This window comes from Thioalkalivibrio sp., assembly GCF_007692535.1.
In the GTDB taxonomy this organism is placed as follows: domain Bacteria; phylum Pseudomonadota; class Gammaproteobacteria; order Ectothiorhodospirales; family Ectothiorhodospiraceae; genus Thioalkalivibrio.
The window spans coordinates 30,547-45,742 of sequence record NZ_REBW01000169.1 but is presented as its reverse complement, the minus strand read 5'-3'; the positions used below and the strand labels follow the sequence as shown (position 1 = coordinate 45,742).

Genomic DNA, 15,196 nt, shown 5'->3' with positions numbered 1-15,196 from the left:
TTGCGGGATTCCGTGGCCTTTGGAACAGAAAAGCCTACCGAGGAAGCCGTTTAATGCCCATGGCCGCGGAGCGCGGTGTCGCGAGTGATGAAAGCGCAAGCGCCTGTCGAGTGCGGCGGCTTGCCGCCGCTGTGGGCACTGGATCATCGCCGAAGCCGCATAGCGGGAGGAAGCTCCCGCACTCCATGAGTCCTTCCCGGCTCGTCGGGTTACGCTACGCTAACCCGACCTACAGCCTCGCACCCCACCCATGGGCGCAAAATAGCGTCGTCCCCGGCACGTCGTCGGGTTACGCTGCGCTAACCCGACCTACAGGACTATCCCGATTCCGTATCGTCGCCCTGAGACGCGTCGCTGGCCTGCGCCAGCATGCGGAACAGTGCGCGGCTGGAACGCGGGGGATTGCCCTGGGCAGCCTCCTTGCGGGCGTTCCGTATCAATTGACGCAGTTGCTGGATGTCACATTCCGGGTGGCGGGCCAGCCACTCGGTGAGTGCCTGATCATCGGCCAGCAGTCGGTCCCGCCAGTGTTCCAGCGCGTGAAACGCCGCCTTGGCGCGATCGGATGTGCCGCGGATCTCTGCGAGCTGACCGGCAATCGGATCGGCATCGACATCGCGCATCAGCTTCCCGATGTATTGCATCTGCCGACGCAATGCGCCGTGGCTCTGGATGCGCTGGGCCTCCAGCACGGCAACGCGCAGCGCGTCGGGTAGGTCCAGCCGCCTGACGCGCTCCTCGGGAAGTTTCACCAGCGCCCGGCCGAGATCCTGCAGCGCGTTGCTTTCCCGCTTGCGCTGGGACTTGCTGGGGAGCGCCGGGGCGTCGTCGATGTCGTGATCGTCCATGTCCTGGAAGGTGGCTCTCGTGTCGAGGTGCCGGGGTCGCTCAGTTGGCCGGGCCGCGGCCATGCGGGGTTCCGGGCAGAGGCGTGAAATGCATCACGGCATCGAGTTGCTCGGGCGTGAACAGCGATTCGACCAGAGGCAACAGCTCCTCCTCCTCGGCCACGGTGTGCTTCCTCAGGATGTCGGCGAAGGCCGGCAGATCCCTTTGCGCGGTCTCGAGGCGCATGCCCGTGGCCATGGTCCGCAAGAGTCCGTGCTCGGTGCCCAATCGGACGCAAAGGGAAAAATGCTCCCGATGAAACTGCACGATCGGCGCGAAGATCGTCTGCTCCTCGTGCTGCAGATGCTGTTCCAGTTCTTCCTGGTAGTACGCCTGGACCAGCCTGACTCCCTCCGCAAGGCTCTCCTCGCTGCCATCGCTGGCCAGCTCGGAGATCCGGTCCGCAAAGGCCATCCCCTCGTCGTGCTCGCGGGACAGTTGCTCCATCTGCCTGCAGCGTTCGTTGGGCATCGTATACCTCGTTGATCGGTGGTGACTTTTGGCGTGAGGGTCAGGACGGGGACCCGGACTCATGCACCCGGCAACGTGCATGAAAGCAGACGCAAGGGCTGCATAAAAAAGTCCCGCACAGGGCGGGACTTTCCACTCCAGGCGTCATGCGCCCGGACTGCCCGGTTTACTCGGGCTTGACGTTGGCAGCGCTGGGACCCTTGGGACCCTGCTCGACGTCGAAGGACACGGTCTGGCCTTCCGCCAGCGACTTGAAGCCGCTGCCCTGGATGGCGCTATGGTGAACAAAGACGTCTTTCGAACCATCGGACGGGGAGATGAAACCAAAACCCTTTTCGTCACTGAACCACTTCACTGTACCTGTAGCCATTTCTTTTACCTGTGCTGTGTAATTGTTGTCGATCGATTGCGAGGAAATACTGAAGGGCTACCAGGTCGACAAGGGCTGTATGCCCTCATTCCGTAATGCCTGGAACAGACGAAGGATTGGAATCTGCAAGACCATGCCTGAACTGTCGCCTAACGCGATATAGCGCCCGATACTGTTACCTCGCCCCCATTATCAACCGGAATTCACCCAAACTACCAGTTTTTTCTGCGTTTTCCTCCAGGACGGGGTCTGCCGACCCTGCCCTGAACGGGTAATCGAGGCGTTTTTCGGTCCCTGGAGACGACCTGAAGAGCCCCGGCACCGCGGCCGTCAGAACTGCATCAAGCGTCCGAGGTCCTCGAATGAGCGGCGCACGTCCTGGGCCGACGTCTCGAGCAGCGCCTTCTCGTCCGCGTCGAGCTCCAGTTCCAGTATCTGCTTGATTCCGCCCTTGCCCAGCTTGACCGGCACACCCACGAACAGGTCTTTCAGGCCGTACTGTCCGGTCAACCAGGCGGCGCAGGGGAAGATCCGGTTCTGGTCCAGGGCGATCGCTTCCGCCATCTGCGCCGCCGCCGCGCCGGGTGCGTACCAGGCGGAGGTGCCCATGATGCCGACGAATTCCCCACCGCCGAACTTTGTCCGTTCGATGATGGCGTCCAGTTTCTCCCCGCTGATCAGTTGCGTGACCGGGATGCCGGCCACGGTCGTGTAACGGGGCAGGGGCACCATCGTGTCACCGTGGCCACCCAGGATCTGCGTCTGGATGTCTTTCGGCGAGACCGCGAGTTCTTCGGCGAGAAAGGCGCGGAAGCGGGCCGTATCCAGCAGACCGGCCATGCCCATGACCCGCTCCGCCGGCAGACCGCTCGCCCTGTAGGCGACATAGGTCATGGCATCGAGCGGGTTCGACACCACAATGAGGATGGTCCCGGGTGAGTAATGGGCCAGTTTTTCCGCCACCGGTCTGACGATTTCGGCATTGGTGCTGAGCAGGTCGTCGCGGCTCATCCCGGGCCGGCGCGGCACGCCGGCGGTAATGATGCAGATGTCGGAATCGCTGGTGGCGGCGTAGTCGGTCGTGCCATGGACCCGGGTGTCGAAGAGGTGGATTGGTGACGTGTGCCACTGGTCCAGGGCGCGGCCTTTGGCGGGATTGAAGGTTCGGTCCTCCCGCTTTATTTCGAGATCGATGGCCACGACCTCCTGGGCGAAATCGCGTTGGGCAATGGTCAGCGCCGCGGCTGCGCCGACGTTGCCCCCGGCTCCTACGACTGAAATCTTCATGATCTCTTCCCCGTTGAATGGTTCGTGGGCAGCAGGCGTGGCGCCTTTGCGCTGCCGTCTCCGGTTGCGGCACGCGAAGGGGGCGACGACGCAAGGCTGGGTAATTCCTGTTGCGCTGTTGGGGTAGTGTATGCGTATCGCCGGCCTGGGTGAATCCGGAGGCGCGGCTCCGCCCGACCCGGATCGAGGCAGCGTCCACTGTGGGCACGGGTCAGCGGAGCGGGGTGAGTATTTCGCGCACCTGGGGGGCGCGCAACGTAGACTGTGCGTATGAGCGTCCATCCCTATGCCCGTCTGAAGCCGGAAGTCATTCTGGACGCCGTGGAGTCCACCGGGCTGCGCGCAGACGGTCGGTTGCTGGCGCTCAACAGCTACGAGAACCGGGTCTATCAGGTCGGCATCGAGGATGCCGCGCCGGTGGTCGTAAAGTTCTATCGACCGGGGCGCTGGTCCGAGGCGGCCATCCGTGAGGAACACGCCTTCGCGCTGGAACTCGCGGCCCAGGAGGTTCCTGTCGTCGCGCCGATGGCCGATGCCGTGGGGGAGACGCTGCACCCCCACCAGGGCTTTCTGTTCGCCCTATATCCCCGGCAGGGCGGGCGTACTCCCGACCTGGAGCAGCGCGAGAACCTCGTGCGCATCGGACGCTTCATCGCGCGCATCCATGCGGTTGGCCGCGCCGGACACTTCGAGGCTCGTGAGCGCCTGGACGCCGATGAACTGGGCGAAATCGCACGCGAAGACGTTCTCGCCAGCGAGCGTCTCCCCGTCGAGCTGGAATCGGTCTACGACGACCTCAGTGCGGACGTCCTCGATCGCATCGTGCGCCGGATTGCCGAGGCAGGCCCCGTGCCGCAGATCCGCCTCCATGGCGACACGCACCCCGGTAACATCCTGTGGACCGAGACCGGCCCCCACTTCGTGGACCTCGATGACGCCTGTACCGGGCCTGCGGTACAGGATCTCTGGATGTTTCTGTCCGGCGACGCGATGGAGATGTCCTCCCAGATGCTGGCGCTGCTGGAGGGTTACGAGACCTTCGTGCGATTTGACCGCCGCGAGCTGGCGCTGATCACGCCGCTGCGTACACTGCGCATCCTGCGCCACGCAGCCTGGCTTGCACGCCGCGCCGACGATCCCGCTTTCGTCCAGGCGTTTCCGGTCTTCTACACCACGCGGTATTGGGAGGACCATATCCTGACCCTGCGTGAACAGGCCGCCGCCCTTGACGAGCCCCCCATTTACCTCGACGTCTGATCCGTATCGGGGAGCGACGGGGCGCGGGTGACGTCGGGCAGCGGCAGCGGTGCCGGGTCGCCAGTGTAGCGTTCGGTGTGCGGGTGAAAAGCGAACCAGGCGAACCAGTAGGCGATCATGCTCGGCATCTCCTCGCCCCGGGCATCGAGGACCCGACCGCTCTGCGCATCGGCGTCGATCAGCAGCGTGATTTCCTGGCCAGCCAGGGTGTCCTCCAGGCGGTGGCGTCCGGTTTCGGGGAAGGCGGGGAAGGGGTAGGCGCGGGCCTGGTCTTCGATGCGCACGCCCAGCACCGGGGTCTTCGGATGCTTGCCCTGCATGCGGAATGCCACCGGGAACATCAGGGCATCGTCCTCCGCGTAGGCGGCATAGGGATCGCGGTCGTAGTTGCGTGCGTAATTGGTGTTCCGGGACAGCACCTGGGTGTCCGGGTGTTCGCGCCGCCACGCACTCCAGGTGGTGTTGTCCACCGGAACCATCGTCAGTTGCTCACCGATCCTGGGGCCGGTCACGGCCGTTGCGGAGATCTGGGACCAGAGAGACTCGCTGTCGCGGTCGTAGAGCAGGACCGCGGAGTTGTACAGTAGCCCGGATACACCGAACAGGCGCCGCGAGCCGTCGTCGGTCCTTGCCTCGAAGGCCACTCCGGTGAAGCAAAGCGGGCAATAGGTCACGGTGATCGCCTCGCCGGCGACGAAATCGTTCACGACCTCATGGTAGTTCATGATGCCAAGCGGGTAGGCCTTGCTGACGCCGTTTCGGTGGAGTCCCAGGATGCGATCGTCCGGTTGCAGGCCATGGGCGGACGTGGCCGCCACGAATTCGGGGTCGGTCAGGGCGGGGATGCCGTCGCGCGGCGGCCCGCCGCGATGGATTTCAGCCAGCGGAATGTCCCGCTGGGAGACGTCGAAACCGTTCATCGTCTGTCCTGTCGCCACCGGTGAGCACCCGGCGAGACCGAGCGCGAGCAGGAGTGTGCAGCCCGCGATGGTTCTACAAAGGATTCTCCCGCGGAGGCGCGGGCCGGGTGGCCCGGCCAGGGGCCATCGACAGGCCGGGATCCGGTGAGCGGGTCGGATGGGAGTGGGCCGGGTACCGAAGGTATTCATGATGATCCCCATGGTGACGGGCGGTTGGGGTCTTCCGGTTGGAGGTCGGAATGCGGGTCCTGGCGCAGTGCCGAGACCGGGTCGCCAGCGAATGGACTGACCATGAGTACAGCACGCGGTAGCGGGAAACGCCCTACGTGAGAATGCGTAGGTGCGACGCGGATTGTTTCCCCCTGCTGCTCTGGCGGGCGCGGGAACCGCGACCCAGCCCGGTTCCAACTGCGGTCGGCCCACTAGCCTCGGTCTGGGGGGTCTTCGGGTGATTCGAGCCCTCGCCGCGGTGTCTCCTGCGCCTGGCCGCCGGCTCCAGCGTCGAGGTCGATGACCCGCCCGCCACTCAGCGTGTGCGAATCCGGGCCGTCCTCCTCCTCGTCTTCCCAGTCATAGCGCCTGTAGACCGGGAACGGATCCTGGCGGTAGAGGAACCAGCCGCACAGCGCACCGGTGACGGCGCCGGCCAGGTGGGCCTCGAAGGAGATGCCGGGGCTGCTGGGGATCACGCCCCAGAGCATGCTCCCGTACAGAAACAGCACAATGAGCGCCAGTGCGATCGACAGGGCGTCGCGGCGCCGGATCCCGATCACGACTGCGAAGAACATCAGCCCGTGGGTCAGGCCGCTGGCACCGATGTGGAAGGCTTCGCGCGCGAACAGCCAGACGCCGAGGCCGCCCATCACCCAGATCAACGGCAGCGCGATGCGGGTTGCTTTGGGAAAGCCATACAGGCTGAGGGCAGCAAGAACCCACAGGGCGGGTACGTTGGCCATCAGGTGGCCCCATGAGCCGTGGATCAGGGGCGAGGTGATGATGCCCAGCACGCCGGTAGGGTCGCGCGGCAGGATGCCCAGGCGCAGGAAGTCCCCACTCAGCAGGCCCTGAAGCAATTGGATGGCCACCAGGATGCCGACGCCGACCAGGGGCAGTACCAGCGCTCGCCGGATACGCTCGCGTTCCTCTTCCGGATCCCTCGGGAGCGCGGGTCGTCGCAGATTGAACATGGCTCTACCTTGCCACGGCAGCTGGGTCCGTCCAATTGCCCGGAATCCTGACCGTGAAAGTCCTGGTCACGCCTGTGCTATGGCCCACGCCGCCGGGGCGGATGACGGCTTGCACCTCAGCTTATGGAGTGCGGAAGCTTGCTCCCGCTATTCGATGCCGGATCATCCAGCTCCCCACAGCGGCGGCGAGCCCCCGCACTCCCCAGGCGCTTCCGCGTCAACGCAGGTCGGAATCTTCAGGGAGCAGGTCATACGTGGCGAAGAACTGGCCGACGTCCTTCTCAGCTACGGGATCGTAGTACAGGGATCCGACGGCGAACGATGCCGGTGTCGCCAGCGGATCGCCTTCCAGCAGGGTGTCGAAGGAACGGCCGCCCAGCACGCGATGGAAATGCGTGAGGTACAGGCGGTGGAGGACCCGGTCCCGCAGCAGCGTGTGCAGGACCCTGGGTCCCGCCATGGAATAGATGCGCCGAAACCCTGCGTTGCCCAGTGCATCGATCAGGGCCTTGCCCTCGACCGTGTCACCGGACCCGGCAGTCAGGACACGGAGTCCGGTTTTCTCAGCCGCCTTCAGATCCTGCTGGTCCACCCGTTGTCCGACCGCGAGATAGACCGGACGGTCGGTGATCCTGCCGAGTTCCGCGAGCGGCACGTCCAGGCTGCGGCTGAGAATCACCAATGCCGGTTGCGGCGTCATGCCCTGGTTCCTGCGCCAGTCGTGGAGGTCGGCAAAGATCGGATCGTCGCTCAGCGGCAGCTTGTCCTGGGCGGTGCCTGCGGCCAGGTTGCGCAGGAAGCTGGCGCTCACGATCAGTGCGTCGGCACGCGCGGCGAGTTCCTGGAACAGGCGCCAATCCCGGGCATTGGTGATGGCCTTCGGCGCCGCGAGACGCCGCTCTCTTGGGTGCTCCACGGCGATTCTGCCATCCAGGCTGGAGACGAAGTTGGTGTAGACAAAGGGCTCGTCACGCTGGTCCGGGTGGCCCATCGGATGCTCGAGATACAGTCCTTCGAGCGCGCACTCGCGGTGCGGGGGCGGGTAGAGTTGCAGTACCGTTGGAGTGGTCATCAATTTTCTCCGGCAGAGTTCATGGGGATCTTAGATGATCGTCCCACCGGGGCGCGGCCCGGGGCTTGAACCAGCGCGCAGGCATGCGGGTCCGTAAAGAGTAGGCGCAGCAGCTGCGCCGCGAGTACAAAGGGGAGAGGACATGAGCCTGATGATCGACGGACGTCTTCAAAGCAACTGGTTGGACGAGGAGAGCGAAGCGGGGGAGTTCGTTCGCAAGGACTCGCAGTTCCGCCACTGGGTCACCCCCGACGGTTCCCCCGGGCCCAGCGGGGCGGGCGGGTTTCCGGCACAGGCCGGGCGCTATCACCTGTACGTGTCCCTGGCCTGCCCCTGGGCGCATCGTACGCTGGTTTTCCGGGCGCTGAAGGGGCTGGAGGATCTGATCACGGTCTCCGTGGTCAGTCCGTACATGCTGGAGCCCGGCTGGAGCTTCCACCCCTACCCGGGCAGTACGGAAGACCACCTCCATGGCTTCGAATACCTGCACCAGGCCTACACGCTCGCCGACCCCGAATACACCGGGATCGTCACGGTGCCGGTGCTGTGGGACCGTGAGCGGCGCACCATCGTGAACAACGAGTCCGCCGAGATCATCCGCATGTTCAACAGCGCCTTCGACGACCTGACCGACCGGCGGGAGGATTACTACCCCGAGACGCTGCGCGGGGAGATCGACGCGGTGAACGAACGCGTCTACGAAACCCTGAACAACGGGGTCTATCGCGCCGGGTTCGCCAGCGAGCAGGCGGCGTACGATCGCGCCTACGAGCGTCTGTTCGAAACCATGGACTGGCTGGAGGAACGCCTGGAATACCAACGTTATCTGGTGGGCGACCGGCTTACCGAGGCCGACTGGCGCCTGTTCACCACACTGGTGCGCTTCGACGCCGTGTATTACAGCCACTTCAAGTGCAACCGGCGACGGCTGGTCGACTACCCGAACCTGTGGGCCTACACGCGTGAGCTTTACCAGGTGCCGGGGATTGCGCAGACGCTGAATCTGGAGCACATCAAGACGCACTACTTCGGGAGCCACGAGCACCTCAACCCGAGCGGCATCATCCCCCGTGGTCCGGATCTCGATTTCAACGCGCCGCACGGCCGCGGTGCCCGACACTAGCGGGCTATGCGGCTCACCCCAAAATGGCGTGAAGCGCCTGTTTCAGTTCCGGGTAACGGAACTCGAAACCTTCATCCAGCAGGCGTTTCGGCATCATGCGGTTGCTGACGAGCAGCAGTTCGGACATCTCGCCGAACAGGAGGCGCAGTACCGGTTCGGGCATCGGGAGCAGGGTGGGGCGTTTCAGCGCCCTGCCCAGCGCGCGGGTGAATTCGGCGTTGGTCACCGGCTTCGGGGCGCTCGCATTGTAGGCCCCCGAGGCCTGTTCGTTCTCCACCAGCCACTGGTAGATGCCGACGATGTCTGCCCGGTGGATCCACGGGAAATAGTGTTCCCCGGAACCCAGGCGCCCTCCGGTGCCCAGTTTGAAGGGAAGCAGCATCTTCGCCAGGGCTCCGCCGTCGCGGTCGAGCACAACGCCGGTCCGTACCAGGCAGACGCGTACGCCCAGTGCCTCCGCCTTGAGCGCCTCGTTCTCCCACTGATCGCAGAGATCATGCGTGAAACCGGACGTCGGTGGCGTGTCCTCGGTGATCACGCGGTCACCCTGCTCGCCGTAGTAGCCGACGGCAGAGGCAGAAATCAGAGCCTTGGGTGGGCTCTCCATTGCGCGCATCCATTCCACCAGCTTTCCGGTCGTTTCCAAGCGTGAGTCCACCAGGAGGCGCTTGCGTGCCTCCGTCCAGCGGCCGTCCGCGATCGACGCCCCGGCCAGATTGATGACCGCATCCGGATCCGGGCCCGATAGTTCGTCGAGCCGCTGAATGGCGGAGACGCCTTCGGCGACATCCGGGTTCGCCTGACGACTCCAGACAACGACGTCGTGGCCTTCTTGTGCCAGTTGCGGACACAAGGCCTGCCCGATGAAACCCGTGCCGCCGGAAACCAGAATACGCATAGAACCACCTGTCGATTGGAAGGAAAGAGCCAGGGACACGCAGAATCCGGCTGCATAGCAACTCCAGGACCCGCGGGGCCGGGGGTCAACGCATCCCTGCCCGCTGACGGAAGCCATTGTCAGGCTTTCTGCCGTGTTTGGGAAAATGGACGAAGATCATAAGCTTATAAAATCTTTGACAGCGCAGGCCAAGACTGTAGAATACGCCCTTCGAACGATCCAGGCGCGTAGCTCAGCTGGTTAGAGCACCACCTTGACATGGTGGGGGTCGTTGGTTCGAGTCCAATCGCGCCTACCAGATGCCATCAGACAAAAACGGCCGCACGGGGAGACTCGGCGGCCGTTTCTGTTTCCGATACAGACAGGTCGCATGCGCGAGTGCGACGGTCGACCTTGCTTCCCGGGCCCACGAAGGATATTCGTGGGCCCAGGCGGCGCCGTCACTGCTCCCCGCGCCGGACGGCCAGGTAGCGCTTGTCCCGGATCTCCTGCACATGGCCTCCCTCGTGGCACGCGATGCAGTTCTCGGCAGCCACGAGATACTCCGAGTGACGTTCCATGTAGATCGGGTTTTTCTCGGCGACCTCCTCGGTCATATGGCAGCCGATGCAGTTGGACATGGTCTTGTCCGGGTAGCTGGGCAGTCTGTCGTGGTGGGGGTCCACTTGCCCGGTGAAGACCAGGTAGACCTTGCGCGAACCTTGGGTCTTGTCGCGAACGAACCCGCCGGTGTGGCAGTCCAGGCAGCCGACACTGTGGTGGACGCCATGGTCCCAGGATGCCTTTTCGTAGGCATGGCAGGAACTGCAGAACGCGTCCGTGGTGGTCACTTGGTGTCCGGCCGTTCCGCCCAGCGCCAAAAGCGCCAGCACGGCGGCAATGAGGACAACGATCCAGATCTTTTTCATTTCCTCTTACTCCCCGAATGGACTTTGACGACGCCCCGGCGGGCGTGGCGCCCGCCGGGAATCCTCAACGCAGCCGCTCGTTGCCGTCCCAGACCAATTCGGCCTCGGGCAGCAGGGGCAGATACTGCAGCCAAACATGGGAGTCGAGGTGCTCCTGGCTTTGCTGGAGCTTGCGGCTGTGTTCGCGGATCGGGGGCACGAGCTCCTTGATGGGCTTGTCCATCGACTCGGCGATCTCGTAGTTGGTCGAGCGGATGGCGAGCTGCACGGCCTCGTCGCTGTACTGCTGCGAGGCGGCGAGCGTGTCCAGCGCTTTGACCGGGTTGTGCGCGCCCGCGCTGTTCTCGGCCGATACGTAGTCCCAGAACCACTGTCCCTTGCGCACCTTCTCCCGGGCCTGGTCCAGGATCTCCTCGTCCGCGAAGCCGTGCTCCATCGCCTGGCGCACCGCCTCGTGGGCGCGGACCGACTTCTCCTGCGCGATGTTGAGCTGTTTCCAGACACGTTCCTGGTTGTACACGGTCCGATCGCGAAGATCAGCAGGGGAGCGATCGGCATGGCAGCCCATGCACGCGTTGCGGATCATCTGGTCGGTCTTCAGCGGGGAGGTCCAATGGTGTGAACTGGTCCGGATGGGTCCTTCCGTGACGCGGGCCATGTGGCAGTCGGCGCAACTCACCCCGGCCTGGGCATGGACACTGTCATGGAACATCTCGTATTCCGGGTGCTGGACCTTGATCATCGGGGTCTTCGACACGGCGTGCACCCAGTCGGTGAACTGGCCCTCGAAGCCGTCGCGCTCGGGGTCTCCATCCGCCTTGAAGCGATAGATGTCCTCGGCGTTCATGCCCTTGTCCCAGGGGAAGTGCGGTTTGGCCGCGACACCATGCTCAGCCGTCTCGAAGTAATACTCGACGTGGCACTGGGCGCAGACCAGGGAACGCATCTCGTCTCGCGAGGCGTTGCGCCAGTCCTTTCCCTGCCGCTCGAGGGCCTCGGCGAGCGGGACGCTGGTGATCGCCAGGCGCATCTGATTGGCGGGATCGTGGCAGTTGGTGCAGCCGATGCTGTGTCGCGCCGGATCGTGCATCTTCCGGAAGTCATGGAAGTTCATGGACCACAGGGCGTCGCCGTGCTCCTCCAGCAATTGGGGCATCGTGTTGGTCTTGCAATTCCAGCAGGTGGTCGGCAAGTCGGCCTGCTCGCTGTATCGGTTGATGCGGTCAATGTGGGTCACGTCCTCGATCGAGTACACGTGGCCGCGTGCCCGGTCGTACTCGTAGCTGAAGGGGTACCCGAGCCAGAGGTTCTTCAGGTAAGGCTGCGCGTGTTTGTACCCCTTCGGCAACGGATTGAAGTCGTCATGCTTGCGGTGCGGTACGGATCCACCGTATTCCGTCATCTGCGTATCGTCGTAATTCTTCAGATACGATTGATACTGCGGCAGATGCTGGAAGGCCTTGTTGCCTTCACCCAGTTCCCACTCCTCGGCACCTGCAGTCAGCACAGTCCCGAAGAGGATCGCGCTTGCGGCAAGAACAACGATGTGGCGCATGATTCGCTCCTTGTTTTCGCGTCCGGGCCCGTCAGGGGCCCGGAGCCTGGTTGAGTCCTGGTAAACCCCGGCGCCGCGGGAAAGACGACCGGTCGGGAAGGGATTTTTTTGGAGGCGGTGGGCGCGGCAACCATGGGTCATGGGGCCAAAGGCACAGTAAAACAGGCAATCCCGATCCTTAAAATAAAGGATAGGGAATCCGGAAAGTGTCAGCCAATCAAAGCTGGTTATTCGCAGCCATTAGTGGAGTTTCTATACAGCAGGGATGGTAGAAGCATGCCCAAAACGGAGTACATGGGTCTGCACGCAGCGCGCGAATCCCCCGCCAAGTTGCTCTGGTGGCCTTTCCCGTGGTTTGAGAAGGAGTCCCGTGGCCGGCGGATGGCCGTACTTTCGTCTATAATCGAATGTTTATTCTTTCAGCATGTGTGCCTCAATTCGAGGGGGAGACGATGGCCAAGATCGATAAGGAAGGTGACCGTACCAAGGACGACAGCACGCTCGCCGCCAGCAGCGTGGAGGCGTACACCGTGACCCAGCAGAGTTCCGAGGCGCAGGACGCGCAGTTCAGCGCCGCCGAGGATATCCTGGAGCATTCAGACCCGAAGCCGGCCGATTACGATGCCGCGCTGAAGACCCTCGAGGCCATCCTCGAAGGCGCGTCGCCCGATGATGCCGCCGCCCTGAAGTCGGCCCTGATGCGCTGGCAGAAATTCGAAACCAGGCTGCCGGTGAGTCCGGATGACGAGCTCGTGGATGACTGGCGCAGCGCGGTCTATCCGTACAAGAACCGCCTCTCGCGCAAGAACTATGAGCGCCAGAAATACCACCTGCAGGTGGAACTGCTGAAGCTGCAGGCCTGGGTCAAGGAGACCGGGCAACGGGTGGTGATCCTGTTCGAAGGCCGCGATGCGGCGGGCAAGGGCGGGACGATCAAGCGTTTCATGGAGCATCTGAACCCACGCGGAGCGCGGGTGGTGGCGCTGGAGAAACCCACCACGGAGGAACTGGGTCAGTGGTATTTCCAGCGCTATCTGAAGCATCTGCCGACCAGTGGTGAGATCGTGCTGTTCGACCGCTCCTGGTACAACCGGTCCGGGGTCGAACGGGTGATGGGATTCTGCACCGACGAGGAATACGCGACCTTCATGCACCAGGCGCCGGAAATGGAGCGCCACCTGGTGAACAGCGGGATCCACCTGATCAAGCTGTGGTTCTCGGTCAGCCAGACCGAGCAGCGGCGCCGATTCAAGGAGCGCAAGCTGCACCCGCTGAAGCAGTGGAAGCTGAGCCCGATCGACCTTGCATCGCTGGACAAGTGGGACGAGTACACCACGGCCAAAGAGGCGATGTTCTTCCACACCGATCACTCGGAATGTCCGTGGATCGTGGTCAAATCCGACTGCAAGAAGCGTGCGCGACTCAATGCGATGCGCTACGTTCTCAACTCGATGGATTACACGGACAAGGACTTGCGCAACGTGGGGCAGACCGACCCGCTGATCGTGGGACGGGCGAGCTTCACCGGCAACATGGGCTAGCAGCCTGTCGGACTTGGGTGCCCGTAGCGAGCCGGGTGGGAGAGCGAGCGCAGTTTTTCATGATTTCGAGGCGCATAGTGGTTCTATGTAACGAGAAATCAGGGAAAAATGCACCGCTCCCTCCGCCGGCGCAGTAGGGGCAGCCCAAGTCCGACAGGCTGCTAGGCCGCGCGCCCCGTTCCAGGGGGAGAAGGGGCGTCGGCTGAACGCGGAGCCCCGTCCCGCCGTCGCCCGCAAGCCTTGTTTCTTTGCAGGAGTTCGCCATTACCAAGGCCAGGCGTGTGCGCAAGCGGGAGGTGTTCGGGTGGGCGATGTTCGACTTCGCCAACCAGGCCTACACGCTGCTGATCATCACCGTCATCTTCGGTGACCTGTTCACCCGAGTGATCGTCGGTGACGGGCCGGACTACCGCCTGGGCAACCTGCTGTGGAGCATTGCGCTGGCCATCAGCTATCTGCTGGTGCTGGTCGCCGCGCCGGTCGCCGGGTCGATCATGGATGCGACGCGTTCGCGCAAACGCTTCCTGATGGCCTCCTGGCTCCTCACCGTCTTCACGACCGCAACGCTGTACTGGGTGGAACCGGGTCTGATCATCCTGGGGATGGTGCTGATCGTGATCTCGAATTTCGGGTATGCGATTGGCGAGTCCTTCATCGCGAGTTTCCTGCCGGATCTGGGTCCGCCCGAGCGTTTGGGGTGGATCTCGGGTCTCGGGTGGGCGCTGGGCTACGTGGGCGGACTCGTGGCCACGGCCTTTGCGCTGGGTCTCCTGGGCGACGTCTCGGCCGAGAACTTCGAGCGCATCCGCTGGGTGGGGCCCTTCGCTGCCGCCTTCTTCCTGCTCTCGGCGCTTCCCACCTTCCTGTTCCTGCGGGAGCGGGGCCCGCGCCGGAACGTGGCCGGCCGACTGCAGTTGAGCATGGGCTTCCGGCGCGTGGCCAAGAGCCTCGTCACCCTGCGTCAGCGACCGGAACTCCGGGACCTGTTCGTGTCGATCTTCTTCTTGATGGCGGGCATCTACATCGTCATCTCGTTCACCTTCATCTACGGATCCCAGGTCATCCAGTGGGACGAGTCGACCCGTGTCGCCATGTTCATCGTCACGCAGATCATGGCCGCGATCGGAGCACTGGGATTCGGCTGGCTGCAGGACCGGATTGGTGCTGTGCCCGTGTACCGGTTCACCCTGCTGTTCTGGACCTTGGCGGTATTGGGGATCTTCCTGACACCCTGGCTGGCGGAGCGACTGACGGGAATCCTCGGGCGCCCGGTGGAGGCGCAGCAGGTATTTCTGTTCGTGGGAGCCCTGGCCGGTCTGTGCCTCGGTTCAGCCCAGTCGGCGGGCCGTGCACTGGTCGCGATGATGGTACCCGTCGGCGAGGCAGGGCGCTGGTTTGGCTTCTGGGGTCTGTCCGGTCGTGCGGCCGCCATCTTTGGGCTGATGGGGATCGGTCTGCTGCAGATGTGGCTGGGGCTGGCCAACGCCATCCTGTTCTGCCTGCTCCTGTTTTTCGCCGCGTTCGTGGCGACCTGGCGCGTGCGTCTGCCTGATCGGTCCGGCACCCCGAGGTCTCTTGTTCCGTAACAGTCCTGGCTTCGGGGGGGGCGGTGGCACCGGCTGCGGGATCGCGAATTCGCGTTCTGTCTCAAAACCCGCCATCTTCAACTATATTCACCGCATTGTGCAGCGTGCCTGCGCAAGGGTTCGTGAGCGGTAC

The 15,196-nt window shown here is 63.8% G+C and carries 14 protein-coding genes and 1 tRNA gene; 5 read left to right on the top strand and 10 right to left on the bottom strand.

Features of this window, described 5'->3' with window-relative positions:
• Positions 1-317: 317 nt before the first annotated feature.
• The 4 genes from yjgA to mdh form a co-directional block, all read right to left on the bottom strand.
• Entirely contained in the window at positions 318-911 is a 594-nt protein-coding gene (yjgA, locus tag EA346_RS09865; protein WP_296758100.1) for a ribosome biogenesis factor YjgA, read from the bottom strand.
• A complete protein-coding gene (locus EA346_RS09860; protein ID WP_296758098.1) occupies positions 889-1,359 on the bottom strand; it encodes a hemerythrin domain-containing protein in 471 nt (156 codons plus the stop codon). Before EA346_RS09860 ends, yjgA begins: the two co-directional genes overlap by 23 nt.
• A gap of 166 nt (positions 1,360-1,525) precedes the next feature.
• Positions 1,526-1,729 (bottom strand): cold-shock protein, encoded by a 204-nt coding sequence (locus tag EA346_RS09855; protein WP_296748938.1) that lies wholly within the window; start codon positions 1,727-1,729, stop codon positions 1,526-1,528.
• Positions 1,730-2,059: 330 nt separating this feature from the next.
• On the bottom strand, positions 2,060-3,016 hold the full coding sequence (gene mdh, locus EA346_RS09850; protein ID WP_296758096.1) for a malate dehydrogenase: 957 nt from the start codon (positions 3,014-3,016) through the stop codon (positions 2,060-2,062).
• Positions 3,017-3,286: 270 nt separating this feature from the next.
• Between mdh and EA346_RS09845 the strand changes: the two genes are divergently transcribed.
• Positions 3,287-4,273, top strand: coding sequence for a serine/threonine protein kinase (locus EA346_RS09845; RefSeq protein ID WP_296758093.1), 987 nt, complete (start codon positions 3,287-3,289; stop codon positions 4,271-4,273).
• Here EA346_RS09845 and EA346_RS09840 read toward each other — a convergent pair.
• The 3 genes from EA346_RS09840 to EA346_RS09830 all read right to left on the bottom strand — a co-directional run bounded on the left by EA346_RS09840 (position 4,258) and on the right by EA346_RS09830 (position 7,452).
• Positions 4,258-5,193 (bottom strand): DUF3179 domain-containing protein, encoded by a 936-nt coding sequence (locus EA346_RS09840; RefSeq protein ID WP_296758091.1) that lies wholly within the window; start codon positions 5,191-5,193, stop codon positions 4,258-4,260. The two genes, EA346_RS09845 and EA346_RS09840, sit on opposite strands and share 16 nt — an antisense overlap.
• 422 nt (positions 5,194-5,615) lie before the next feature.
• Entirely contained in the window at positions 5,616-6,380 is a 765-nt protein-coding gene (locus EA346_RS09835; protein ID WP_296758090.1) for a rhomboid family intramembrane serine protease, read from the bottom strand.
• A 217-nt stretch (positions 6,381-6,597) separates the two neighbouring features.
• Positions 6,598-7,452: a dihydrofolate reductase family protein gene (locus EA346_RS09830; RefSeq protein ID WP_296758089.1), complete on the bottom strand. Its 855-nt coding sequence runs from the start codon at positions 7,450-7,452 to the stop codon at positions 6,598-6,600.
• Between the two features lie 142 nt (positions 7,453-7,594).
• Here EA346_RS09830 and EA346_RS09825 point away from each other — a divergent pair, with 142 nt between their 5' ends.
• Positions 7,595-8,575 (top strand): glutathione S-transferase family protein, encoded by a 981-nt coding sequence (locus tag EA346_RS09825; protein ID WP_296758088.1) that lies wholly within the window; start codon positions 7,595-7,597, stop codon positions 8,573-8,575.
• A gap of 13 nt (positions 8,576-8,588) precedes the next feature.
• Here EA346_RS09825 and EA346_RS09820 read toward each other — a convergent pair whose 3' ends face one another.
• A complete protein-coding gene (locus EA346_RS09820) occupies positions 8,589-9,473 on the bottom strand; it encodes a TIGR01777 family oxidoreductase (RefSeq protein ID WP_296758086.1) in 885 nt (294 codons plus the stop codon).
• A gap of 221 nt (positions 9,474-9,694) precedes the next feature.
• Here EA346_RS09820 and EA346_RS09815 point away from each other — a divergent pair.
• Positions 9,695-9,771 (top strand) — tRNA-Val (locus tag EA346_RS09815).
• A 142-nt stretch (positions 9,772-9,913) separates the two neighbouring features.
• On the opposite strand, the gene EA346_RS09810 is transcribed toward EA346_RS09815, so the two are convergent.
• Both EA346_RS09810 and EA346_RS09805 read right to left on the bottom strand, forming a co-directional pair.
• The gene (locus tag EA346_RS09810; RefSeq protein ID WP_296758083.1) at positions 9,914-10,381 is read right to left on the bottom strand and encodes a NapC/NirT family cytochrome c; all 468 of its coding nucleotides are present in this window, start codon (positions 10,379-10,381) and stop codon (positions 9,914-9,916) included.
• A gap of 64 nt (positions 10,382-10,445) precedes the next feature.
• The gene (locus EA346_RS09805; RefSeq protein ID WP_296758081.1) at positions 10,446-11,936 is read right to left on the bottom strand and encodes an ammonia-forming cytochrome c nitrite reductase subunit c552; all 1,491 of its coding nucleotides are present in this window, start codon (positions 11,934-11,936) and stop codon (positions 10,446-10,448) included.
• A gap of 452 nt (positions 11,937-12,388) precedes the next feature.
• Here EA346_RS09805 and ppk2 point away from each other — a divergent pair, with 452 nt between their 5' ends.
• Positions 12,389-13,477 (top strand): polyphosphate kinase 2, encoded by a 1,089-nt coding sequence (ppk2, locus tag EA346_RS09800; protein WP_296758079.1) that lies wholly within the window; start codon positions 12,389-12,391, stop codon positions 13,475-13,477.
• A gap of 248 nt (positions 13,478-13,725) precedes the next feature.
• Positions 13,726-15,063, top strand: a complete 1,338-nt coding sequence (locus EA346_RS09795) for an MFS transporter (protein WP_296758076.1) — start codon at positions 13,726-13,728, stop codon at positions 15,061-15,063.
• Positions 15,064-15,196: the final 133 nt, after the last annotated feature.

Excerpts from the sequence above, each read along its gene's own strand:
- yjgA (WP_296758100.1), bottom strand. The coding sequence starts at position 911 with ATGGCCGCGGCCCGGCCAACTGAGCGACCCCGGCACCTCGACACGAGA.
- EA346_RS09810 (WP_296758083.1), bottom strand. The coding sequence starts at position 10,381 with ATGAAAAAGATCTGGATCGTTGTCCTCATTGCCGCCGTGCTGGCGCTT.
- EA346_RS09830 (WP_296758089.1), bottom strand. The coding sequence starts at position 7,452 with ATGACCACTCCAACGGTACTGCAACTCTACCCGCCCCCGCACCGCGAG.
- EA346_RS09820 (WP_296758086.1), bottom strand. The coding sequence starts at position 9,473 with ATGCGTATTCTGGTTTCCGGCGGCACGGGTTTCATCGGGCAGGCCTTG.
- EA346_RS09805 (WP_296758081.1), bottom strand. The coding sequence starts at position 11,936 with ATGCGCCACATCGTTGTTCTTGCCGCAAGCGCGATCCTCTTCGGGACT.
- EA346_RS09845 (WP_296758093.1), top strand. The coding sequence starts at position 3,287 with ATGAGCGTCCATCCCTATGCCCGTCTGAAGCCGGAAGTCATTCTGGAC.
- mdh (WP_296758096.1), bottom strand. The coding sequence starts at position 3,016 with ATGAAGATTTCAGTCGTAGGAGCCGGGGGCAACGTCGGCGCAGCCGCG.
- EA346_RS09825 (WP_296758088.1), top strand. The coding sequence starts at position 7,595 with ATGAGCCTGATGATCGACGGACGTCTTCAAAGCAACTGGTTGGACGAG.
- EA346_RS09855 (WP_296748938.1), bottom strand. The coding sequence starts at position 1,729 with ATGGCTACAGGTACAGTGAAGTGGTTCAGTGACGAAAAGGGTTTTGGT.
- EA346_RS09835 (WP_296758090.1), bottom strand. The coding sequence starts at position 6,380 with ATGTTCAATCTGCGACGACCCGCGCTCCCGAGGGATCCGGAAGAGGAA.
- ppk2 (WP_296758079.1), top strand. The coding sequence starts at position 12,389 with ATGGCCAAGATCGATAAGGAAGGTGACCGTACCAAGGACGACAGCACG.
- EA346_RS09840 (WP_296758091.1), bottom strand. The coding sequence starts at position 5,193 with ATGAACGGTTTCGACGTCTCCCAGCGGGACATTCCGCTGGCTGAAATC.
- EA346_RS09860 (WP_296758098.1), bottom strand. The coding sequence starts at position 1,359 with ATGCCCAACGAACGCTGCAGGCAGATGGAGCAACTGTCCCGCGAGCAC.